The sequence below is a fragment of the Laceyella sacchari genome (assembly GCF_004343255.1).
Lineage (GTDB): Bacteria > Bacillota > Bacilli > Thermoactinomycetales > Thermoactinomycetaceae > Laceyella > Laceyella sacchari.
Genome location: NZ_SMDD01000003.1, coordinates 492,495 through 513,936, shown reverse-complemented (window position 1 = coordinate 513,936; position 21,442 = coordinate 492,495). Strand labels below are relative to the sequence as shown.

The window sequence follows — 21,442 nt, the reverse complement described above, 5'->3', positions numbered from 1 at the left end:
TATTCATCTGTTTCGCTGTTCCAATCATTCGGAAGCTGGAGCGGGATGCAATGCTCTTTTTAACGCGTTCATATATTCCATTCCGGCTCGTTTGCTAACCTCTGCTTCCGGTGCAAATACCTCAAAGCCGTGGAAACAACCTGGATATAAATGGAATTCTACATCGACACCAGCTTCAACGAGTCGGGAAACATATTCGATGGTTTCATCACGGAAGGGATCTAATTGTCCTACACAGGTATAAGTGGGTGGAAGTCCTTTGAAATTATCGGCATGGATCGGTGCGGCATAAGGAGAAACTTCGCCTGAAGCATGTTCGCCCAAATACATTTTCCAGGCGGCGATGTTGTGGTCACGGTTCCAGACAGCTTTGGGTGATGTGATTTCCCGGCTGGAAGGAGAGGTGTTGCGGTTGTCAATCATGGGATATAACGGCATTTGGAAACAAATCGCAGGGCCTCCTTTATCACGGGCCATCAGTGTAACAGCGGCAGTCAATCCGCCTCCTGCGCTCCCTCCGCCAACAGCAATGCGTTTCTTATCTATGCTCAATTCCGCTGCAGAGTCTGCCATCCATTTCAAAGCGGCATAACAATCCTCAATTGCCGCAGGATAAGGATGTTCTGGAGCGAGACGATAATCGACGGACACAACGACACAATTGACTTCCAAAACTGTAATTTCGCAGTTGATATCATCTCGATCCGGATGACCGAGAACATAACCGCCACCGTGAATGTACAATAACCCAGGCAAAGGGGTGTCTGGCCGGTTTGCTGGTTCGTATACCTTCACCATTATCTCGCCAACCGGCCCGGCGATCATGCGTGTAGTCGTAATCACATGAGGGGACTTTTCATATTCGGGAATAGGGGCGTTACACATCTTTTGGAGGTCCTCAGGTAACTTCATTTGCGGGAGAAGCGCTAAAACGGGTCTCAGTTCGGGCAAGACTCTGCTTTCAAAATCCATATGAATCATCCTCCATGGACATGGCCCTAATTTTTAAATTGTGACTACATTTGTCACAGTTGAATTATCAATTACCGGGGGAAAGTTGTCAAGACTTTTTCCTGATGTGATATAGTGAATGTAATTAGGGCTTGTCTAAGTATTGCTTTTGCCACTTGGCGTAACTGCCAGGCATGCCCTAAACGATCATCAACTGACATAGAGGTGGATAAGTTGCAGTTACTTATTCAATCTGGTGATCTGGGCCCGAGCTGGTTTCATGTGTCCCTTCGCGCGTTGGTGCTGCTATCCAAATCAGATTCGCTTATGAAAAGCCACGTCATTGCGGAAGCCTTGGGCGTGGATACTACATACATCAGGAAGATCTTGGCTTCGTTGTCCAAGGCCCAATTAGTGACGACAGTCAGCGGGCGGTACGGTGGATACGCTTTGTCCAAGAAAGCTTCAGATATCACTGTGGGAGACGTGTACCGTGCTCCTGGCAAGGGACAAACAACCCCCTATTGGTCGGTTCCGAAAACCGGTACGGAAAAAATGATTTCCATGATTCTCGCAAAAGCGGAAGAGCAATTTCAATCTGTGTTAAACAGCTATACGATTGAGGATGTCGCCCAACAAGCGCACCTGTTTGGGTCCTGATTGTGGATTATGGATATTTTTCATGTGGAAAATGCTCATACAGGATAGATGAATGATGAACGGAGGTGGAAAGCGGGCAGTGAAGCGAGAGCGACAACGAATATGATGATTGCCCGCGCCGCCTTTCAGGAAAGAAGCGGTTTTCAAATGGTTGGTTGTTTTATGGTGAGGAGAAGGTAATTTTTTGAAAGGGATATTTAACTTGAAAATTTATTAGCACTCGTTTTATTTTTCTTCTATTTATATTTTTTTGATTTTTTATAAACACATATTAACTAAGTATGCAAGCTGGCAATGTCGTTTCTTTAATCAGTATACCCAGCTTATTTTTTATTTCTCTATTTTTGGCTTTATTTGTCAGAGATCTGCTTGATCATTAGCATTTCATTGACAGTAAAAGACGGCATGGTATCAGGATTTATTTCAATATATGAAAAAGAATGCTAGAATGAAATGATAAACGAACATTCAGTGAGTTATGAGCAATATTGCTTGCTGAATGACAGAAAGTCTTGGGAGTGGGAGCATGGAATTTGAATTTCACATCACCGTGAATGATTTAACACTTGCTGAAAAAGATGCCTTTGTAGAGTTATGCAAATCGGAACAGGTGAAACCGCTGATGATTGTCCTGGATAAAGGAAATTACATCAATCAACCGATGTGTACGGGTGTGATTAAGCGCCCTGATTTCCATTTAGCGAAAAAAGAAATTGACCGCATCGCAAACGTGTTTCAAGAGCACGGGTTTACCGTCATGAGAACGAAAGTGGAAACATCTCCCAATGAAGAAACGTATTTTCACCAACCGCTGACCAAACACACCAAGCCTTATTTTGAGTGGCATGGCAAGGTGGAAGTGGAGGATGTTGCGATGGTGAAGCGTTTATGTGAGGGGTTGGGGGGGCACATTTCCCGGAACTCTTTAAATGCCAATGGCAAAGTGAGATTTATCACTGTCAGAGAATACGAAAGTAAAGAAATATTTTATGATAGAGTCAAGAAGATTCATGCTATTTTGCAAGCGAATGAGATTTCGTTATTAAAAGAGCAATATGAATTATGTATCTATGACAGTAGAGAAGAGTTAGATAGTGGATGGCTTTCATGATATGGGGGAATAGCTGTGATTAAACGAGAAGATATAAAAAAGATGGATTATGATGATAGAGAACTAGTTGTGTTAGAGGCGCTGTTGCGAAGAATTGCGTTGGTGAACGAGCCATTTGTGTTAAAAGGCAGCCTGCTGACGAGGCAATACTTGGAGGATCCAGGCATTCGATATGTAGAAGATATCGACTTTTTATATCTGGGCAAAATCAAAGATACCAACCATGCGAATGAAACATTTACCAACTGGATGATTCAAGTGACGGAAATGGATTTGAACGACGGAATCAAGTTCACCAGCTTTCGGGAGAATGCGTTTTGGAGATACATAGATTATGCCATGGCGGATGACTTTCCGACGATCAATACCGATCTCACTTATGTGTTCACCGATGAGCCGGATGAGTATCATGAGTTGTACCTGGATATCTCGTTTAATTTAGAGATGGACTTAGAGCCCGTTCCGTTGGAGTATCGTCCCGTCTTCGGTGACTCTTTTATTGTTCCGTATTCTGTGCCGCTCTCTATCCAAGTCGCTTGGAAGCTACATCAAACGATTGTGAGACCGCGGTTCAAAGATCTTTATGATTTGAAATATTTGTTATCCCATCCATCGTATGACGACCAGGCGTTGCGAGTTACCTTGCAAACGCTCGTCAACGAATGCAGTATGGATGCTTCCATCACCAAAGCAGACATCAAAAAAGTCCTAGTGGATGATTTACGCGGTTTGTACCCTTCACTATCCAAGGATTATTTCTTGAGTAAATATGCCGCGGGTGAGAACCAAGAAGATTATTTCAACGCATTTGTAGCTGAGTTGCGGAAAATCATGGATCTTGCCGGCATTAGCCAGAAGGCGTTTGATCAATTGCCAGAGCCAACATGTAAATAATGGTGGCTGAAGGCTTAAAGGAGAGCATGGTTATGTGGAACCCTGTGGATACCCGTTTTTACGCCAAAAAGCTTCCCGTGGCCATCGCCGCCATCGATGATGGTTCGGAAGCCAATTTTATACGCACATTGCTTGAACAGCTGAACATCGTCACGCTGTTGCATACGATCGGTACGCCGAACGACTTTTTGCAAGTGATCGGTCAGGAAGGAGAGGCGCCTCCGTTTTTGGTCATCAGCGCACACGGTGACCAAGGGGGATTGATTTTTGGCGAATATATCGATGAGATTGATGTGTCTAGCCTACAGAACGGGGTCATGTATCCTTCGACCATTGCTGAGGCGATTCGCCTGCCAGGTACGGTAGTGATTAATACGGCTTGTTCGGCTGGCGTGAAAGAAGCTGGCGAAGCGTTTATGAAAGGAGAAATTCAGGCGTACATTGCGGCGGATGAGGATGTGACCGGGGAAACGACCGCATTGTTCCTTATGCATTTTTTTCATAAGTTGGTAAAAGGGCGCTCGGTAGAAGAAGCGTGGGAACATGCCGCGGCCTATGATGAGGAGAGTCGTTTATACCGGTTGTATCTGCGAGATGGGATTTATAAAGTAGGGGATGACGGGAAAAAGATACGTATTGAAGGATAATAAAGCCAATGCCAACAAGTAATATCTATCGCATATAAGATATACCAAAAAAAGCCGGAGGGTAAAACCTCTGGCTTTTTTTATAACCACATATGGCAAGGCCAACAAGCGCATGCTTTGCTTTTTCGAGTGAAATCTCCATGATGCGACAATTGATTTGTAAACCATGGTGGCGATCATTTCCAAATGGGCAAGCTCCTCCGTGCCGATGTCGGTAAGGAGGCCTTTGACTTTGGCGGGTAGGGTGTACCGTTGATTCAGGTAACGCAAGGCCGCGGCGAGTTCACCGTCGGCTCCGCCGTATTGTTCGATAAGGTATTTGGCCAAGGTGGGGTTGCATTTGCCCACTCTGACCGGGTATTGTAGTTTCTTTTCATAAATCCACATTGTTTCACACCTCTAAATTTCCCAAGGCCAAGGACTTTCATCCCAGCCGCACGGGTATTGGTTGAGACTGTGACCGAAATTGGTCAGGGGGCCGTATTGCTGCTCGTAGGCGGCCGCCAGTTTGGCCCTCTCTTGCGCATACCAATTGAACTGTTGCAAGGCGTTCATGTCGCCTGGGTGGGTGTCGAGATAAAGATTAAGCTCAACTAAGACAAAATCGATTTCTTGCAACTGTTTTAGCTGTTCAAATTGTTGTTTGCGGTCCATCATTGATCACCTTTATGGCGTTTGGATTTTTTACGGTAAGGACTGTAGAAAATCGGCCACAATGTGCCCCGTTTTAAGGCTTCGTTGGGGGGGAATTGCGGCAGGTCGGGTGGCTGAAAGCCGAGAAATAGGTTGGGTGGCACAACATATGTTTTTTTGCACAGGGGCGGGCAAGGGTCAAACGGGCTGACATAGGGATACCATGTGCGCTCTTGGTTGACAAAAGGATTGGGCTGGTGCCTGTGTGAACGTTCCAAGTGGATCATCCTTTCGCGGTTGCAGAATTCGATGAAGTCTTGGTTTCACTATATGACTGGGCGGTAAGAATATGCTTGTTCAACAGAAAATATTAGGGAGACGTGATGGTTTTTTGTTCCTGGACAAAGGGATCTTCTTGAGAGTGGATGATGAGCAGATGTGGTATCCACTAGCTGTTAACGCACAGCGGCGTGGCTTCATCAATGGATGGCAATCGTGGTAAACTGTGATTGGCAAGTGACAGCAAGCTGGGGTGCGTGGCCGATTTTGTACGTATAGCCGGTGGCACCGGATTGTGGGGAACAGGACAGAGACAGATCAAGTCGCAGGAGGGGGTGAGCTGATGGATCGTGAAAAACAACGGCTAAGCATCGAGGCGGCGAGACTCTATTATTTGTCTGATTACAGCCAGCAGGAAATTGCGGCCAGACTGGGGGTCTCCCGTCCGACGGTTTCCCGGTTGCTTCAGTACGCGAAAGCCCGGGGTTATGTGCGTATCGATATTGTTGATCCGCTGGAGGATTTGGCTTCCCTGGGAAAGGACCTGAAGAAAAAGTACAAGTTGGACGAGGTGTTCATCAGCTATTCGCCGGTGAATGAGTACAAGGAGATCCAGAAGCACATCAGCCGCAAGGCGGCAGAGTATCTTCATGAAACGGTGCAAGATGGGGACATTATCGGGGTGACATGGGGAACGACGATGTACTCCGTCGCACGCAATCTGCAACCGAAGCCGGTTAAAGGAGTAGAGGTTGTCCAGCTAAAAGGGGGAGTTAGTCACTCCCACATCAATACGTATGCCGCGGAGACGGTATATCTGTTCGCTGAGGCGTTTCACACGGTGGCCCGGTATCTTCCGTTGCCCGTCATTTTTGATAGCATTGAGTTAAAGCAATTGGTGGAGAAAGACCGGCACATCCAGCGGATCATCGAGCTGGGCAGACAAGCCAACATTGCTGTGTTCACGGTTGGTACGGTCAAGGAGGATGCGCTGTTGTTCCGTCTCGATTATTTTAGTAAAGAGGAACAGGAATTGTTGCAGCAGATCGGTGCCGGAGATATCTGTTCGCGGTTTTTTGATGCAGAAGGAAAGATCTGCATTGAGGAAATGGACAACCGCACGGTGGGAGTCAATCTCTCTGATTTGCGCAAGAAAGAAAAAGCGATTTTGGTGGCTGGTGGACAAAATAAGTTTGAAGCGATTCACGCTGCCCTGATCGGTAGATACGCCAATATCTTGGTGACAGACCAGTTCACGGCCAAAGCCTTGTTGGAGCATGGATAAAAACCTATATGGGATCACAAAACCTGTCGTAGACTTACGGCAGGTTTTTTATGGTGTGTGCCATGAGTTTTTGTATACAGGTAAAGTGAACCAAATTTCATAAGGTGTTTCACATTTGTTCAAAACGTGCTATGATAGCCATGAACTTAAAAACCAGCTAATAAAATCAGACAAAAATCAATTGGAATGAGAGCGTTCCGACTAAATATGATAGCGGCTTCAAAAGAGATTCTACACATTTGCCAACGGAGCACTGTTTTTTTGCCGCCTGCGCTTAGCCGGATGCGCTCATATAAAGGAGAGATTCAGATGAATTTAGCCGGCAAGATTGACCACACCTTGTTGAAAGCGGATGCGACCCAAGCAGAAATTGCCAAATTGATCGATGAAGCTAAGAAATACCAATTTGCATCGGTCTGTGTTAATCCGACTTGGGTATCTTATGCTGCGGAACAGCTTGCGGGCACACCGGTAAAAGTGTGCACTGTCATCGGGTTTCCACTTGGAGCGACCACTTCGGAAACCAAAGCGTTTGAAGCCAAAGACGCGGTTGCCAAAGGGGCTTCTGAGGTGGACATGGTGATTAACATCGGCGCGTTGAAAGACGGGGATGACAACCGGGTGATGCAAGATATCAAAGCGGTAGTTGACGCTGTCTCGGGCAAAGCGTTGGTGAAAGTGATCATCGAGACGTGTCTTTTGACTGATGAGGAAAAAGTGCGCGCTTGTGAACTGGCAGCGAAAGCGGGCGCAGACTTCGTAAAAACGTCGACCGGATTTTCCACGGGTGGTGCGACGGTAGAAGATGTTGCGTTGATGCGCAAAACGGTTGGTGAACAGTTGGGCGTAAAAGCTTCTGGTGGTGTACGTAGCTTGGACGACATGAAGAAAATGATGGAGGCTGGCGCTACCCGGATCGGAACGAGCTCCGGTGCTAAGATTTTGGAAGGCGGTCAAGCCACTTCTTCTTATTAAACCTTCGTGCCAAGGAGGAACCGACCATGTTGAAACAGCAGCTGATCAAAGAGGCGATTGAGGCTCGCAAGCAGGCCTACACCCCATATTCACATTTTCCGGTGGGCGCCGCGGTGTTGGCTGGCGGCAAGATTTATCGGGGATGCAATATCGAAAACGCTTCTTTTGGTTTGACTAATTGCGCGGAACGCACAGCCTTGTTTAAAGCGATTTCAGATGGCGAGCGCACCATTGAAGCAATCGCCATCGTGGCTGATACTGATGGCCCGGTGTCTCCGTGCGGAGCTTGCCGGCAAGTGTTAGCCGAGTTTTGCGATAAAAACACCAAAATCTATTTAACCAACCTTCACGGCGACACCGAGGAATGGATCATATCTCAGCTGCTTCCGGGCGCTTTTCAGGCCGGAGACATGGAGAGGGATTAATCCGCTGAGCGGTTCCTTCTCTGAAGGAGTTGAAAGCGCTTCAGACTCGGTTGCCCAATCATAGGAGAGGATTTAGTCATGAAATATATTATTGCCATTTTGGGCGTGCTTGTTGTGTTTATCTTGACATATGCGGTAAGTAACAATAGAAAAGAGATCCGTTATAAGCCGCTCTTTATCATGATTGCTTTGCAGATGTTATTCGCTTTTGCCTTGTTGAACACTGGCGCCGGCGAATTCCTCATCAGAGGGTTTGCGTCGGTATTTGAGAAGTTGTTGGCCTATGCGGCTGAAGGGGTTAATTTCGTATTCGGTGGCATGGCTAATGAAGGGCAAATGCCGTTCTTCTTGTCCGTCTTGTTGCCAATCGTATTCATTTCGGCACTGATCGGGATTTTGCAGTATACTAAAATTTTGCCGTTTGTCATCAAGTATATTGGCTTGGTGTTAAGCAAAGTGAACGGAATGGGCAAACTGGAGTCATATAACGCAGTTGCTTCCGCGATTTTGGGGCAGTCTGAAGTGTTCATTTCCGTCAAAAAACAAATCGGGATGTTGCCGAAGCACCGCTTGTATACCATGTGCGCCTCGGCTATGTCCACGGTATCGATGTCGATTGTCGGCGCCTACATGCAAATCATCGATCCAAAGTATGTTGTGACAGCACTTATTCTCAACCTGTTCGGCGGTTTCATCATCGCTTCCATCCTCAATCCATATGCGGTTGCCAAGGAAGAGGATATCCTCGAAGTACAAGATGAAGAAAGACAATCGTTTTTTGAAATGCTCGGGGAATATATTATGGACGGGTTTAAGGTGGCTTTCACTGTTGCGGCGATGCTGATCGGGTTTGTGGCGATCATTGCCATGGTCAATGGGATCTTCATGGGTATTGTTGGGATTTCGTTCCAAGAACTATTGGGGTATGTGTTCGCGCCGATTGCGTTCGTGATGGGCGTGCCATGGCATGAAGCAGTGACTGCAGGGAGCATCATGGCGACGAAGCTGGTGTCCAATGAATTTGTAGCAATGCTTGACCTTAGTAAACAGACGGCGCTATCTGCGCGGACAGTCGGCATTGTGTCTGTGTTCTTGGTTTCATTTGCCAATTTCTCGTCGATTGGTATTATTGCCGGCGCTGTAAAAGGGCTACATGAAAAACAAGGAAACGTGGTTGCCCGCTTCGGCCTGAAATTGCTGTACGGAGCGACGATGGTTAGTGTTTTGTCTGCAACGGTGGCCGGGTTGTTCCTGTGATTTTTGAACTGAGGTAAGACGTCTGACTTAGTGATGGCTTATCACCTGCGGGGGTGTGTCCAGCAAACTTTGTATTGTTTGTATAGACATACCCCGGTTTCCGTGATTTGGTGACAAATCACTTGTGGCGTGGCCGGGTTGGCTTAAAGCGGTTTAAACTGTCTAAAGCGAGGAGAGAAATAAAGATGAGAATGGTCGATTTGATTGAGAAAAAACGCGATGGTGGAGAGTTGACCACCGAAGAGATCAATTTCTTTGTCCAAGGGTACACCAGAGGCGAAATACCCGATTATCAAGTTAGTGCCTTAGCTATGGCCATCTATTTCAGAGACATGACAGATCGGGAACGGGCCGATTTGACCATGGCTATGGTACGTTCGGGTGAAACCATCGATCTGTCGGCGATTGAAGGGATCAAGGTGGACAAACATTCCACCGGCGGTGTAGGCGACACAACCACGCTGGTTTTGGCTCCGCTTGTTGCCGCGCTGGACATTCCAGTGGCGAAGATGTCTGGTCGGGGACTGGGTCATACCGGTGGCACGATCGATAAGTTGGAAGCAGTGGAAGGGTTCCATGTTGAGATTAGCAAGGAACAATTCGTGGAGTTGGTGAACAAGCACAAAATCGCGGTGATCGGACAAACCGGCGATTTGACTCCGGCAGACAAGAAGTTATACGCCCTGCGCGATGTGACAGGCACGGTGAGTTCCATCCCCCTTATCGCCAGTTCGATCATGAGCAAAAAAATTGCGGCGGGTGCCGATGCCATTGTGCTTGACGTGAAGACGGGGGCCGGGGCATTTATGAAGACGGTGGAAGACGCCAAAAAATTGGCCCAAGCGATGGTGCGGATCGGTAACAATGTGGGCCGCAAGACGATGGCTGTAATCTCCGACATGAGCCAGCCACTGGGACGAGCTATCGGTAATGCGCTGGAAGTGAAGGAAGCGATTGATACATTGCGTGGGAAAGGGCCTAAGGATTTGGAAGAGCTTTGCTTAGCGCTCGGGCGGCAAATGGTATTTTTAGCCGGCAAAGCCGAATCGCTGGAAGAGGCGGAAGAGTTGATCAGAGGTGTCATACAAAACGGTAAGGCCTTGGAGAAATTTAAAGAGTTTCTTGCCAATCAAGGGGGTGACCCTTCCGTTGTGGATCATCCGGAAAAATTGCCGCAAGCGGCTTATCAAATTGAAGTGCCGGCTAAAACAGACGGCGTAGTCGCGGAGATGATTGCGGATGAGATCGGTACAGCCGCAATGTGGCTTGGAGCAGGCCGGGCAACCAAAGAATCTGAAATCGACTTGGCGGTCGGCCTGGTAATGAACAAAAAAATTGGCGATCCGGTAAAGGCCGGAGAATCCTTGGTGACCATCCATGCCAATCGGGAAAATGTGGATGATGTGATCGAGAAGCTTTATGCCAGCATCCGCATCGATAAGCAAGCGGAAGCGCCGGTATTGATTCGTGACATTGTGACGGAATAACACGCACAGCAAACGGCGACGCAAATTATATGGATGAAAGGGTTGCAGCTGACCGCAACCCTTTTTCTTATGCCTTAAGAACAAGCCTTTGCGGCAGTTTATCCATAATTTCCTAGCATGCATTCGGGGCAAACGACGCAATATAAGACCAACAAGAGATAAGGAGGTGAAAACACATGGCACAACAAGGACGCAGCCGTAGCTCCAACCAACTGCTGGTAGCTGGTGCAGCCCAAGCGATTGATCAAATGAAATTTGAGATCGCACAAGAATTTGGTGTAACTCTGGGTGCTGACACCACTTCCCGCGCAAACGGTTCGGTTGGGGGAGAAATCACCAAACGTCTGGTTTCTTTGGCTCAACAACAACTGGGTGGTAGCTTCTAATAATTGAATAACTGGTTCCCGGTAGCGACCCGCGAGGGTCGCTACTTATTATTCATTAAAAAGGATTTACCACTCATTTGAAAGAATATTTCTATAGATACCTTTTCTTTGATCTGATCTTTGGGGAGGGGAATGGGATGACAACGCGTTATAATATTGCTCAGGATATCGACCGACATGCTACTGTAACTGGAAAGGTCGCGATTCATTGGCGAAATGAGGCAGGGGAAGAAAAACAAATTACATATGCGGAATTAAAGGAAAAATCTGATTCCTTGGCCCGGGGATTGGTTGCTTTGGGGCTCGCCAAAGGGGAGCGGGTGATGATTTTGTTGCCGCGCGTGCCGGAAGCGTATATTGCCTATCTGGCTTGCTTAAAAGCGGGATTGGTGTTGTTGCCGGGGTCAGAAATGTTGCGATCCGGTGACATCGCCTACCGCATCCGACATGCTGAGGCGAAAGCGGTGATCGCTGACGCAACCTTGACGGCAGGGGTAGATGAGGCTTTGCGCGAAATTGGAAGCGCTGCCATCCGAATCGTCCGCGGCCAAGCACAGGAAGGATGGTTGGCGCTGGATGAATGTACAGGGGATGCCAGCATTGCCTTGCCGGAAACAACAGCGGATGACCCTGCGTTTATCTCATACACTTCCGGGACCACAGGGGGACCCAAAGGAGTGGTTCACCATCACAGCTGGGCAGTTGCCCACCAACAGACGGCTACACAAGCGTGGCTTGGCATTCAAAATGGGGACAAAGTGTGGGCCACGGCGGGACCAGGTTGGGCCAAATGGATTTGGAGCCCGTTTGTTTCCACTCTGGGGGCAGGTGCGACAGCATTTGTTTACCAAGGTTCGTTTCATCCGGAAACCTATCTTCGCTTGCTAGAAGAACAAAAAATCAATGTCTTGTGCTGTACGCCGACGGAATACCGGTTAATGGCCAAGTGCGAGAAGCTCTTGGAGTATCGTCTTCCGGCTCTGCGTAGCGCGGTCAGCGCCGGAGAACCGCTGAACAGGGAAGTGATCGATACTTTTCTCAACGCGTTTGGAGTGCAAGTGCGTGATGGCTATGGACAGACTGAGAACACCCTCCTGATTGCCAACTTGACTGGAATGCCGGTGAAGCTGGGCTCGATGGGCAAACCGACTCCCGGCAATCGGATTGCGGTGGTTGATGACGAGGGACAAGAAGTGAAGCAAGGGGAGGTGGGTCATATCGCTGTCCACCGCTCTTCTCCCGCTCTATTTAAAGGATATTATCAAGATCCGGAGCGTACCCAAGCGGCGTTTCGCGGGGATTGGTATCTCACCGGAGACAGAGCCAGAGTGGATGAAGAGGGATACTTTTGGTTTGAGGGGCGGGCTGATGACATAATTATCAGCTCAGGGTATACAATCGGCCCCTTTGAAGTGGAGGACGCCCTCGTCAAACATCCGGCGGTAAAAGAATGTGCGGTAGTAGCCAGCCCTGACCCCATCAGGGGAACCATTGTCAAAGCATTTGTCGTGTTAAGGGAAAGCGTCATCCCTACAGCGGAACTTATTCCCGAATTGCAAGACCATGTCAAGACGTTGACTGCTCCATATAAGTATCCGCGCGAGGTGGAATTTGTCACTTCCCTACCGAAAACGGCCAGTGGGAAGATTCGGCGAGTGGAATTGCGGGAGTTGGAAAGAAAACGAAAAGGAACGGCTTCTTGAAAAGCGTTTTTTCTCTTCGATATAATAGATGCGATGTGCACGGTTGATCAAAGGAGCTAATGTTGATGAAATCATTTACTCATGGGATGTTGTTCAACTTTCAAGAAGCGGCCAGGGAGATGTTTGCCCGGGACATCAATCGCAAAGTGAACGACTATCTGGCCGCATATCCCCAAAGTTTGTTTGGTACGATTGATTTGGATAGTGAATCGATCTATGTGTACGGCCATCTACGCCAAGCTTCGTTTGATGAGGAGGCAGACCGCTGCGAGTTTGATTATGTAGCGGTCGAGGGGGAGCAGGGAGTGGAATCCTGCTCTTACGAAGAATTACTCATCACCCACGAGGCCGGTTTTGATATTATCGAAGAGGAAGATGGGTCTCCACTTTATTACGACGTGCTGTATGTGACGTTTATGGATGACGCGACCGGGAAAGAAACAACTTATTTCATCGCCGACGAAAAACGGGTGAAGCAACCCTTGGCATATGTGGGCGAGTATTGGCGGCAAGTCTCGGAAGTGGGACGCGACATCGATTTCCAGATGTCTGGATGTAGCAAAGTCGATCTCGGCAAGGGCCCATGCGGCGGTGGAAAGTAAATGAAAAGGCAGAAGCTAACAGGCTTCTGCCTTTTTTTGTGGCCTATGGGTGTTTATCGTGCGAATGTGCAGGCGAATTTCATATTACTAAGATAAACGCTGGCGGTTGGTTAGGGGGGAGTGCGTGATGCAGCATACGCAAGCGCTGAAAGCTTTTGCCGATTGGATGAATCAATTAGTGGGAAAGCCGTTCATGGATGAGAGTCAATTGGAGCAGTTCATGTTCAAAGCGATGGAACGTTATCAGAAGCATGGAATACCCGGCTTTATTGAATATATAAGCCAAGTCGTCCATATGCCCATATCGCAAGAAGCGATGATGGGATTGATGAAACAAATGATGACACCAGAAGGCATGCGTGAGATATTGGGCCAATTGAACATGACGCCACCGGCACAGGTCAATGAGCTGATGTTGAAAAGAAAACAGAAGCAACCCCGCCGAGACCGATAATCACCAATGACGCTTTCTCTGTTTTAACACCGTCTGCACGATGTCGCGCATCGCTGGTGAGTTGAACATGTCCATCAAGCTGTTGCCAGTTTGGAGTGTTTCTTGTGCGGCTTTGGAGTCGTCTGCTTTCGTTTTCTTTTGCGCCTGAATTTTGTTTAGTTTGGCCAAAGAAGTGATGATTTCTTTTAAAGTTTCTTTGTCCTTGGCGGCAAGATGCAGGGATTGCAGTGCATGGGCAAGATCATCAAGGTGGTTGGTTGTCTTTGAGAGCCGGTTGGTCCATTTTTGGATTGTCGACCAATGGTCTATTGCATTGTCGTCGCTGAGGGACAGTCGCAGTGAATCGTCAGATTGGGGTGGTTTCGCTTTGCTCATTCGTTATCACCCGCTTTGTTTTTTGTATGTACCATATTCAAGGTTTGGGCATTGAGTGCAGATGGGAGTGTGAGATCATGAATGATTCTGATTGGAGGCTCCCTTTCCCATGCAACCAAGCGTCATGCAAGAAGCGGATACGCAAGATCTACTATTTGCGAGATGGCATCCAGTTGGAGCGTTGTTTGAATAATCTGCGCCGTTTGGGTGTGCGGCCGATCCGCTATCTGTCCCAATTGGGCATGGTTATCGGGGAATATCAAGCTCCCGTCGTCCCCACAGAGTCGGTGCCTGATGTAGCTTACACGGAGCCGGATATTCGGCTGACAATCACGGAACCATATGTAGGCACCATGCTGTCGGTCAAGGAGCAAAATTTGCCGTGGGGCGTGCAGATGATTGAAGCGCCCAAAGTTTGGCCCGTCAGCCAGGGGCGAGGAGTGAAAGTAGCGGTCATCGACACGGGGATTTCAGCGGATCATCCGGCGATAAAAGACAATTATCGGGGCGGGGTGAACATTTTGTCCCCTTATTTCGCCCCTCAGGATTACAATGGGCACGGCACCCATGTAGCGGGGATCATCGCTGGCAACGGGGCGGGCTTGGGCATCATCGGGACGGCGCCAAAAACGGAAGTATATGCGGTAAAAGCATTTAACCGCAAGGGTAGCGCCAATTTGTCCGATTTATTGAGCGCCATCAATTGGTGCATTGAAAACGGCATGCAAGTGATCAACATGAGTTTCGGCATGGAAAAATTGAGCGAATCGTTGCGGCAAGCGATTCAGATCGCCCACCGCCGGGGTATTGTGATGGTGGCGGCCACAGGGAACCGGGGCCTCCCGTCAAGCATTGATTTTCCAGCTCGTTACCCAGAGACGATCGCCGTGGCTTCTGTTTCGCGTGAAGGTGTCTTATCTCAATTTAGCAATATGGGCAAAGGCGTGGATCTCGCCGCACCGGGGGAGAGAATTCCGTCGGCGTGGTTAAACGGGGCCAAGCGGGAAATGAGTGGCACTTCCATGGCCGTGCCGCATGTATCCGGCACGATCGCCCTCTTGCTCCAACTAAACCCTTATCTGAATCCTGAGCAAATTCGGTACATTTTGTTGCAGTCGGCGCTGAAGACATCGCGGTTGGAACGGGTGAGCGTGTTGAATTCATACCAAGCGGTGGAGTTTTATCGCAGGTTTTGGAATCGTTAAAAAATGAAAGGGCGGAGCTTTCTCCTGACGGGAAGAGCTCTGCCTGCTCTTCAACCCACTTATTTGGACAAGCCTGTACACTCCGCACAAAATTGTCGCTGGTTGGATGTGGGAATCCCCTCCCTCTTTTTCCTTGTGATGTGATACACTAATAACGAGTTGGAAATGCACTATAGGTTGCAAAGGATTGAGTGGTGGCATGTTTCAAGGCAGACGCAAAACTAGCTCAGCCGGGCTGCTCTCCGGAAGGTTGCACGGATTGTGGCTCATTGTCATCCTGTTGTTCGTTGTATTGATTCTACGCCTTAGCTCGATTCAGCTGGGGGCTGGAGCTGAATACAACCAGTTGGCGGTGGAAAATAATTTTAAGCAAGTGCCGCTGGTTGCATCGCGGGGAAAGATCTATGATCGGAACGGCAACATATTGGTTGAGAACCGTTCTCTGTTCACTGCGATTTACCTCGAACCGGACAGCGATAAAAAGAAAAAACTAGCAACGGCTAAGGAATTGGCCAATGTGTTAAAGATGCCGCTGAAAGATGTGCTGGAAGCGATGGATATCGGCTTGGATGCCAAGGGGAAACCCACCATGCGAAAACAGCCGCCTTACTATCCTAAAAAACTGAAGGACCGCTTGTCCGATGAAGAGATCGTGAAGATTTCGGAAAATCCGGATCGGTTTCCGGGCGTCAACATTTTTTCCGAACCGTTGCGCCAGTATCGGAAGGATAGCATCGCCGTCCAAACGATTGGTTATGTGCGTCCATACGCCGGGGCAAAAACCTCGATGAAGAAGTACAAAGCCTTGGCAGCGCAACCGAATCAAGCGGGTTACTTGGATTGGGAACAAGTGGGGATGGACGGCATCGAATACAGTTATCAAGATGAATTACGAGGAAAAAATGGTTACCGCTTAGTGCGGGTGAACTCGCAAGGGAAATTGGTTGAGGTATTGAAAGAAGTCTCCCCTAAACCGGGCAATGACCTGATAACAACCCTTGACCAGGATATGCAGTTAGAAGCGGAGGCATTTGTAGAGCAACACCTGGCTCGCTTACGCACACAAGCGGGGAACAAACGTGCCCCATATGCCCGCAACGCCTATGCGGTGGCAATGGAAGTAAAAACGGGGAGAATCAGGTCGATGGTTAGTTATCCTGATTACGACCCCAACATCTGGAACGGAAAAGTGGGAAGCGAAGATTATCGGAACCTCAGCTTTGTTATCAATAACGGCACGATCCGAGAGGCGCCATATGATGCCCGGGGATCTGCCTCTCCTCAATCGGAAGTGAAGCGCCACCCATTTTCCGTCTTACCGTCAGGCTCCACTTTTAAACCGTTGACGGTGCTGATGGGCATGATGGAAGGAGTAATTAAACCGACCACCTATTGGCGCGATCCAGGCGCTTTTTATTACGCCAAAGCGACCCCACCAATACGTAACTCAGGTCGTCACAATTACGGCCTGCTTGATCCTGTCAAAGCGATTCAAAAATCGTCTAACACGTTTATGGCTTGGTTGGGAACCAAGTGGTATCGCAGAGACAAGTTGGAAGCCGTCGAAAAGTTTGAGCAGTTGGCCCATGCCTTTGGACTGGGTATCAAGACCGGTGTTCCCTTGCCACGCGAACAAGATGGTTTGGAAGACTACAAGATCATCGCTAAGCGAAATTCGGGTATGGGGGCCATGGCGCTGGCTTCGTTTGGGCAAGCGCAGCGGTATACGGCATTACAGTTAGCGCAGTATATGCAAACGTTGGGAAACAAAGGAACGCGCTTACGTCCGCAATTGGTTGAAAAAGTGGTGAATCCCACCACCGGGAAGACGAAAGAAATCAAACCGGAAGTGATGCAACGCACCCCGATTAAAGAGAACTACTACCAAACGGTAGTTCGCGGCATGGTACAAGTGACCAAGCCGGGGGGGACCGCGGCGGAACTGTTCAACCATTTGCCGTTTGATGTAGCGGCCAAAACGGGAACATCAGAACAGGACATCCCAGGTCGCGGACGAGTGGAAAATTCGGTGTTCGTCGCTTTCGCCCCTGCGAATGATCCGCAAATCGCCGTGGCCGTGATTGTGCCCGAAGGGGGTTATGGTGCGGTGGCGGCAGGCCCCATCGCCGACCACTTGATTACTTCTTACTATGAGAAGTTCATGAAGAAATGAGGTGGTTGTTTTTGCGGCGAAATGGTTTGATCAAACGCCTCAGCATCTATTTCCTAAATGGATTGCTTGTGTTTTTGCCGATTGCCCTCACTGTTTACCTCGTTCGTTACATTTACCAGCTTCTTAACAACTTAGGCATGAATTGGGCAGAAAAGGTGCTACCTTGGTCCTTTCCAGGGATGGGGTTGCTCTTTGTCATCGCTTTAATTTTGGTTATCGGTTTTTTGACCAAATTGTGGCTAACCAAAAAACTCTTTGATATGATTGAGGCGATATTAGATAAAATCCCCCTGGTCAGAGATTTGTACGGAACGCTCAAAGATACCATCCATTCGTTTATCGGTGAAAAGAAATCGTTTGACACCGTTGTATTTGTTCACCTGGGCGGTTCGCGCAAGCTTGGCTTTTTGACGGTGAAAGCGCCGGTATTTCGTACGGCGGACGGCAAAGAGTACGTGGGGGTTTATTTCCCGCAAAGCTATCAATTTTCAGGGGATTTACATTGGTATGAGCGGGAACAAGTGGAAGAATTGGATATGTCGGTGGATGATGCCTTGCGGCTCATCATTTCCGGCGGCGTCACACACAACCATAAATCCCATCTGCCATAATGGCGGATGGGATTTATGGGTGAAGCATGTACCACAAGCTTGATTATTGTTGGTTGTTACGCTTTTTAGCCTCAGATTGTTGGTTTTGTTGACGGACTTGTTGTACGTTGGTTTCGCTAGCGAACTCCGTGTTGAAGCCGCCTGCGGTCGCACCGGACATGCGGCCAGCTTGAGCGGATTGTTGGTTTTGTTGACGGACTTGTTGTGCATTGGTTTCGCTGGCGAACTCATTTGCAAAACCGCTGGAAGTACCTTGAGCGGATTGCTGGTTTTGTTGGCGAACTTGTTGTGCATTGGTTCTCGATTCTTGTGGAGTAAAGTTTTTGGTGTTCATTTTTTCACCTCCTTGTCGCTTATTATGGTGTCCGGTTAAGGTGAAGATATTACTGCCGAAATTTTCCTGTGAGGAGGATTATATGAAGCAAAGCATAACCAAAGCGATTTGGCGGGGGTTGCCCAAAAAAGGGCTCTCGCGCCTGATGGGAAAGGTGGCGCGGCATCCATTCAGTCGTCACCTGATACCCTTGTACATACGTCATTTTGACATTGACCTGGCTCCTGTAAAGAAACCACTTGATCAATTTGAGCATCTGCTTGACTTTTTTGTTCGCGAGCTTCATCCCGAAGCGCGCCCGATCTGCGGTGGGAAAGCCCAAGTGGTGAGCCCGGTGGACGGCACTGTGTCCGAGGGTGGGACGATCACGGAGGGTCGGTTGATCCAAGCCAAAGGGATTTCTTACTCATTGTCCCAATTGCTGGGTGGAAATGAAGCCGCGGTGAAACGCTTTGATGGCGGGCAATTTGTCACCATCTATTTAAGCCCGCGGGATTACCACCGCATTCATATGCCGATTGCCGGGAGAGTTGTTTCATCCACCTACATACCGGGTGAGTTGTATCCCGTCAATGAGATGGGCGTCCGGCTGGTGCCGGGACTATTTGCAGTGAATGAGCGGGTCATCACTTATATTGAAGGAGAGAGTGGGCTCACGGCACTCATTAAGGTGGGGGCCACCAATGTCGGTAGCATCAAAGTGACCTACGATCAAGCGATCGCTACCAATCCCAAACCGAGCCGACCTTTCGCGCACAAGGATTATGCTACTCCAGAACGCTTGGCCAAAGGAGCGGAGGTGGGGCGGTTTGAGTTCGGTTCCACTGTGATTCTTCTGTTTGAACCGGGACAAATCGAGTGGAGCATTCCTCTGGCCAAAGGAACGAGCGTGCGGATGGGACAAGAGATCGCCCGATTGGTCAGATTGGAGGAGGAAGCTTCTTGTTCAGACACACATTGATTCCGGTTCGGCGTTTTCCACAGCTATTTCCTGTTGTGACAGGTATCATCTTGGTTCAAATTGTCGTCTTCCTCATGTATGCCTTTAGTGGCAAAGGTGTTGGTCCGGCTGCTTGGGTCCAATTTGGGGCATTTGTGCAATGGCGCATTCAGGATGGGGAGTATTGGAGATTGGTCTCTTCTCTTTTTTTGCACGTCCATCTGCTTCAATTGTTGATGATGGGAGTTTCCTTGTATTTGTTTGCGCCCCAATTGGAATGGTTGTTTGGTAAGCTCTCATTTTTATTCATTTATTTGTGTGCGGGAATCGCTGGATATTGGGGTATTTATTTGACTGACGTCGACGGGGTGATTACCGGAGCCAATGAAGCGATTTACGGCCTGTTAGGCGTATATCTGTTTTTGGCGCTGCGGGGGATGATTCATCCCGTCATGGGCCGGATGGTTCTCGTTTTCGTGGTAATCAATTTAGCGTTTGGTTGGAATCTGCTGTTTGGACATATTGTTGCCCTGACTACGGGCTTTGTCTTGGCGATGATTTTCATTCAGTTCAAAAGTATGCAGTTTGATCAAGATGAGGATGATTGGCAGTAGGGGTGGAGCATTCCACCCCTTTTTCATATTCGAGGGGCAGTTGGTTAAGCTAAGACTGGTGAGCTAACCTATGCGACGAATAAACACATGGAGTAAACTGGATCGTTCAGCATGGCTATTGTTGCTGGAAAACGGCTTGTTTGCTGTAGCTACTGCTTTGTCTGGAACATTTGTCAATGTCTTTCTGTGGAAGATCAAAAAAGATTGGAGCATGATCAGCTGGTTTAATCTCATCCATTTCGTGGTGGCGGCGCTTACTTTCGTCGTGGCCGGATGGATGGTGAAAAAGGTTGACCGCGTGGTGTCGATTCGCTTGGGTGTGGCTATCTTGTCCTTGTTTTATTTGGTGGTTTGGCTGCTTGGCAAAAATGCGGCCGCTTATGTCTACTTGCTCGGTGCGCTGCTGGGGTTGGGAGCGGGGTTTTTCTGGCTGGCCTACAATGTGCTTTATTTTGAAATCACTGAGCGGGACAACCGTGATATTTTTAATGGGGCAAATGGACTGGTTACATCCATCACGGGGATCGCTGCCCCGTTTATTTCCGGTTTGTTGATTCGCAACATGGGACAGGTGCGCGGTTACCATTTCATTTTTGGACTGTCGTTATCTATTTTCCTAGCGGCGGTGGTGGTCAGCTTTCTTTTCAAGTCCCGATTGGCTCGGGGTGAATTCCAATTAGCCCGGGTGTTGCGTCTATTGGGGAAGCGTGATGCCCATTGGCGTTATGTCGGTCTGGCTATGGCCGCGCAAGGGTTGCGTGAAGGGGTGTTCTCCTTTCTCATCAGTTTGCTGGTGTATGTCACCACTAAAGATGAATTCACTGTAGGTAGTTTCTATACAGTGGGCTCCCTTGTGTCTATGCTGTCGTATTTTGTGGTCGGCAGAATGATGAAACCGAAATCACGAAATATGTTTATCTTGGTTGGGGCCTTGATGATGGGTTTGGTCATTTTGCCGTTTGCGTTTCACATGAGTGAATGGACGATGTGGGTGATGGGTGTGGGTGGCGCGCTGTTTTATCCGTTTTACCTGGCGCCTCTCACTTCTACTGTGTTTGATGTGATCGGTGAGACCGAACAATCGGCGGCTTTGCGGGTGGAGTATGTGGTTTCGCGGGAGTTGATGTTAAATGTGGGACGTGTCACAGGGATTTTGCTCTTTATTTTGTGGGTTGCCCAAATCAAGGATCCCACCGAGTTGCGGTGGTTTGTGCTGGTCATCGGTTTTACTCAATTGCTGACATGGTTGGCGATTCGCAAGGTGCCGCTGGTTGGACGGGTGAAGAAACCATTGCCCGCGAACCCGGCACATCAGGGAACGGGGCGTTAACGCCCCTTTTTTTGTGTATTTTCCCAGCTGAACGGGTAAAGAAGATGGACGGTTAAACATATGATGGTTAGAGCGCGTTCGGCCATTCGCGTTGACCGGTAGACAGTAGTC

General features: G+C 48.6%; 24 protein-coding genes and 1 pseudogene. 19 read left to right on the top strand and 6 right to left on the bottom strand.

Annotated features, from left to right (window positions below):
- Positions 1 to 24: 24 nt before the first annotated feature.
- Positions 25 to 972, bottom strand: coding sequence for an alpha/beta hydrolase (locus EDC32_RS12880; protein ID WP_132222749.1), 948 nt, complete (start codon positions 970 to 972; stop codon positions 25 to 27).
- A 213-nt stretch (positions 973 to 1,185) separates the two neighbouring features.
- Between EDC32_RS12880 and EDC32_RS12875 the strand changes: the two genes are divergently transcribed.
- From EDC32_RS12875 to EDC32_RS12860, 4 genes are all read left to right on the top strand, one after another.
- Positions 1,186 to 1,611 carry an RrF2 family transcriptional regulator gene (locus EDC32_RS12875; RefSeq protein ID WP_158283370.1) on the top strand — a complete coding sequence of 142 codons (426 nt, stop codon included), beginning with the start codon at positions 1,186 to 1,188 and terminating at the stop codon, positions 1,609 to 1,611.
- A 526-nt stretch (positions 1,612 to 2,137) separates the two neighbouring features.
- Positions 2,138 to 2,722, top strand: a complete 585-nt coding sequence (locus EDC32_RS12870; protein ID WP_132222745.1) for a hypothetical protein — start codon at positions 2,138 to 2,140, stop codon at positions 2,720 to 2,722.
- Positions 2,723 to 2,737: 15 nt separating this feature from the next.
- Positions 2,738 to 3,616: a nucleotidyl transferase AbiEii/AbiGii toxin family protein gene (locus EDC32_RS12865; RefSeq protein WP_132222743.1), complete on the top strand. Its 879-nt coding sequence runs from the start codon at positions 2,738 to 2,740 to the stop codon at positions 3,614 to 3,616.
- A gap of 32 nt (positions 3,617 to 3,648) precedes the next feature.
- Positions 3,649 to 4,263 (top strand): CHAT domain-containing protein, encoded by a 615-nt coding sequence (locus EDC32_RS12860; protein WP_132222741.1) that lies wholly within the window; start codon positions 3,649 to 3,651, stop codon positions 4,261 to 4,263.
- Between the two features lie 156 nt (positions 4,264 to 4,419).
- Here EDC32_RS12860 and EDC32_RS12855 read toward each other — a convergent pair.
- The 3 genes and pseudogenes from EDC32_RS12855 to EDC32_RS12845 all read right to left on the bottom strand — a co-directional run.
- Positions 4,420 to 4,650, bottom strand: a pseudogene (locus EDC32_RS12855) (manganese catalase family protein); the annotation flags it as partial.
- A gap of 12 nt (positions 4,651 to 4,662) precedes the next feature.
- The gene (locus tag EDC32_RS12850; RefSeq protein ID WP_029071875.1) at positions 4,663 to 4,920 is read right to left on the bottom strand and encodes a spore coat protein CotJB; all 258 of its coding nucleotides are present in this window, start codon (positions 4,918 to 4,920) and stop codon (positions 4,663 to 4,665) included.
- Positions 4,917 to 5,174: a spore coat associated protein CotJA gene (locus EDC32_RS12845; protein WP_246026944.1), complete on the bottom strand. Its 258-nt coding sequence runs from the start codon at positions 5,172 to 5,174 to the stop codon at positions 4,917 to 4,919. The genes EDC32_RS12850 and EDC32_RS12845 overlap by 4 nt, the downstream gene beginning before the upstream one ends.
- A gap of 344 nt (positions 5,175 to 5,518) precedes the next feature.
- Here EDC32_RS12845 and EDC32_RS12840 point away from each other — a divergent pair, with 344 nt between their 5' ends.
- The 9 genes from EDC32_RS12840 to EDC32_RS12800 all read left to right on the top strand — a co-directional run bounded on the left by EDC32_RS12840 (position 5,519) and on the right by EDC32_RS12800 (position 13,749).
- Positions 5,519 to 6,460, top strand: coding sequence for a DNA-binding transcriptional repressor DeoR (locus EDC32_RS12840; protein WP_132222737.1), 942 nt, complete (start codon positions 5,519 to 5,521; stop codon positions 6,458 to 6,460).
- A gap of 309 nt (positions 6,461 to 6,769) precedes the next feature.
- Positions 6,770 to 7,435: a deoxyribose-phosphate aldolase gene (deoC, locus tag EDC32_RS12835; RefSeq protein WP_132222735.1), complete on the top strand. Its 666-nt coding sequence runs from the start codon at positions 6,770 to 6,772 to the stop codon at positions 7,433 to 7,435.
- A 29-nt stretch (positions 7,436 to 7,464) separates the two neighbouring features.
- Positions 7,465 to 7,860 carry a cytidine deaminase gene (locus tag EDC32_RS12830; RefSeq protein WP_158283393.1) on the top strand — a complete coding sequence of 132 codons (396 nt, stop codon included), beginning with the start codon at positions 7,465 to 7,467 and terminating at the stop codon, positions 7,858 to 7,860.
- Between the two features lie 78 nt (positions 7,861 to 7,938).
- The gene (locus EDC32_RS12825; protein WP_132222731.1) at positions 7,939 to 9,117 is read left to right on the top strand and encodes a NupC/NupG family nucleoside CNT transporter; all 1,179 of its coding nucleotides are present in this window, start codon (positions 7,939 to 7,941) and stop codon (positions 9,115 to 9,117) included.
- Between the two features lie 185 nt (positions 9,118 to 9,302).
- Positions 9,303 to 10,604 (top strand): pyrimidine-nucleoside phosphorylase, encoded by a 1,302-nt coding sequence (locus EDC32_RS12820; protein WP_132222729.1) that lies wholly within the window; start codon positions 9,303 to 9,305, stop codon positions 10,602 to 10,604.
- Between the two features lie 176 nt (positions 10,605 to 10,780).
- Positions 10,781 to 10,990, top strand: coding sequence for an alpha/beta-type small acid-soluble spore protein (locus tag EDC32_RS12815; protein ID WP_132222727.1), 210 nt, complete (start codon positions 10,781 to 10,783; stop codon positions 10,988 to 10,990).
- 137 nt (positions 10,991 to 11,127) lie between these two features.
- A complete protein-coding gene (locus EDC32_RS12810) occupies positions 11,128 to 12,693 on the top strand; it encodes an acetate--CoA ligase (protein ID WP_132222725.1) in 1,566 nt (521 codons plus the stop codon).
- Between the two features lie 65 nt (positions 12,694 to 12,758).
- Positions 12,759 to 13,295: a hypothetical protein gene (locus EDC32_RS12805; protein ID WP_132222723.1), complete on the top strand. Its 537-nt coding sequence runs from the start codon at positions 12,759 to 12,761 to the stop codon at positions 13,293 to 13,295.
- Positions 13,296 to 13,419: 124 nt separating this feature from the next.
- Positions 13,420 to 13,749, top strand: coding sequence for a hypothetical protein (locus EDC32_RS12800; RefSeq protein ID WP_132222721.1), 330 nt, complete (start codon positions 13,420 to 13,422; stop codon positions 13,747 to 13,749).
- On the opposite strand, the gene EDC32_RS12795 is transcribed toward EDC32_RS12800, so the two are convergent.
- On the bottom strand, positions 13,750 to 14,124 hold the full coding sequence (locus EDC32_RS12795; protein ID WP_132222719.1) for a hypothetical protein: 375 nt from the start codon (positions 14,122 to 14,124) through the stop codon (positions 13,750 to 13,752).
- Between the two features lie 77 nt (positions 14,125 to 14,201).
- Here EDC32_RS12795 and EDC32_RS12790 point away from each other — a divergent pair, with 77 nt between their 5' ends.
- The 3 genes from EDC32_RS12790 (at position 14,202) to EDC32_RS12780 (ending at position 18,113) form a co-directional block, all read left to right on the top strand.
- Positions 14,202 to 15,329, top strand: a complete 1,128-nt coding sequence (locus EDC32_RS12790; RefSeq protein ID WP_158283369.1) for a S8 family peptidase — start codon at positions 14,202 to 14,204, stop codon at positions 15,327 to 15,329.
- A gap of 199 nt (positions 15,330 to 15,528) precedes the next feature.
- Positions 15,529 to 17,502 (top strand): peptidoglycan D,D-transpeptidase FtsI family protein, encoded by a 1,974-nt coding sequence (locus EDC32_RS12785; protein ID WP_132222715.1) that lies wholly within the window; start codon positions 15,529 to 15,531, stop codon positions 17,500 to 17,502.
- Between the two features lie 11 nt (positions 17,503 to 17,513).
- Positions 17,514 to 18,113: a DUF502 domain-containing protein gene (locus EDC32_RS12780; protein WP_022736783.1), complete on the top strand. Its 600-nt coding sequence runs from the start codon at positions 17,514 to 17,516 to the stop codon at positions 18,111 to 18,113.
- A 43-nt stretch (positions 18,114 to 18,156) separates the two neighbouring features.
- Here EDC32_RS12780 and EDC32_RS12775 read toward each other — a convergent pair whose 3' ends face one another.
- Complete coding sequence (locus tag EDC32_RS12775; RefSeq protein WP_132222713.1) at positions 18,157 to 18,447, bottom strand: gamma-type small acid-soluble spore protein; 291 nt, start codon at positions 18,445 to 18,447, stop codon at positions 18,157 to 18,159.
- A gap of 82 nt (positions 18,448 to 18,529) precedes the next feature.
- Between EDC32_RS12775 and asd the strand changes: the two genes are divergently transcribed.
- From asd to EDC32_RS12760, 3 genes are all read left to right on the top strand, one after another.
- On the top strand, positions 18,530 to 19,408 hold the full coding sequence (gene asd / locus EDC32_RS12770; RefSeq protein ID WP_132222711.1) for an archaetidylserine decarboxylase: 879 nt from the start codon (positions 18,530 to 18,532) through the stop codon (positions 19,406 to 19,408).
- On the top strand, positions 19,390 to 20,001 hold the full coding sequence (locus EDC32_RS12765) for a rhomboid family intramembrane serine protease (protein WP_132222709.1): 612 nt from the start codon (positions 19,390 to 19,392) through the stop codon (positions 19,999 to 20,001). The genes asd and EDC32_RS12765 overlap by 19 nt, the downstream gene beginning before the upstream one ends.
- A gap of 70 nt (positions 20,002 to 20,071) precedes the next feature.
- The gene (locus tag EDC32_RS12760; RefSeq protein WP_132222707.1) at positions 20,072 to 21,331 is read left to right on the top strand and encodes an MFS transporter; all 1,260 of its coding nucleotides are present in this window, start codon (positions 20,072 to 20,074) and stop codon (positions 21,329 to 21,331) included.
- Positions 21,332 to 21,442 lie beyond the last annotated feature (111 nt).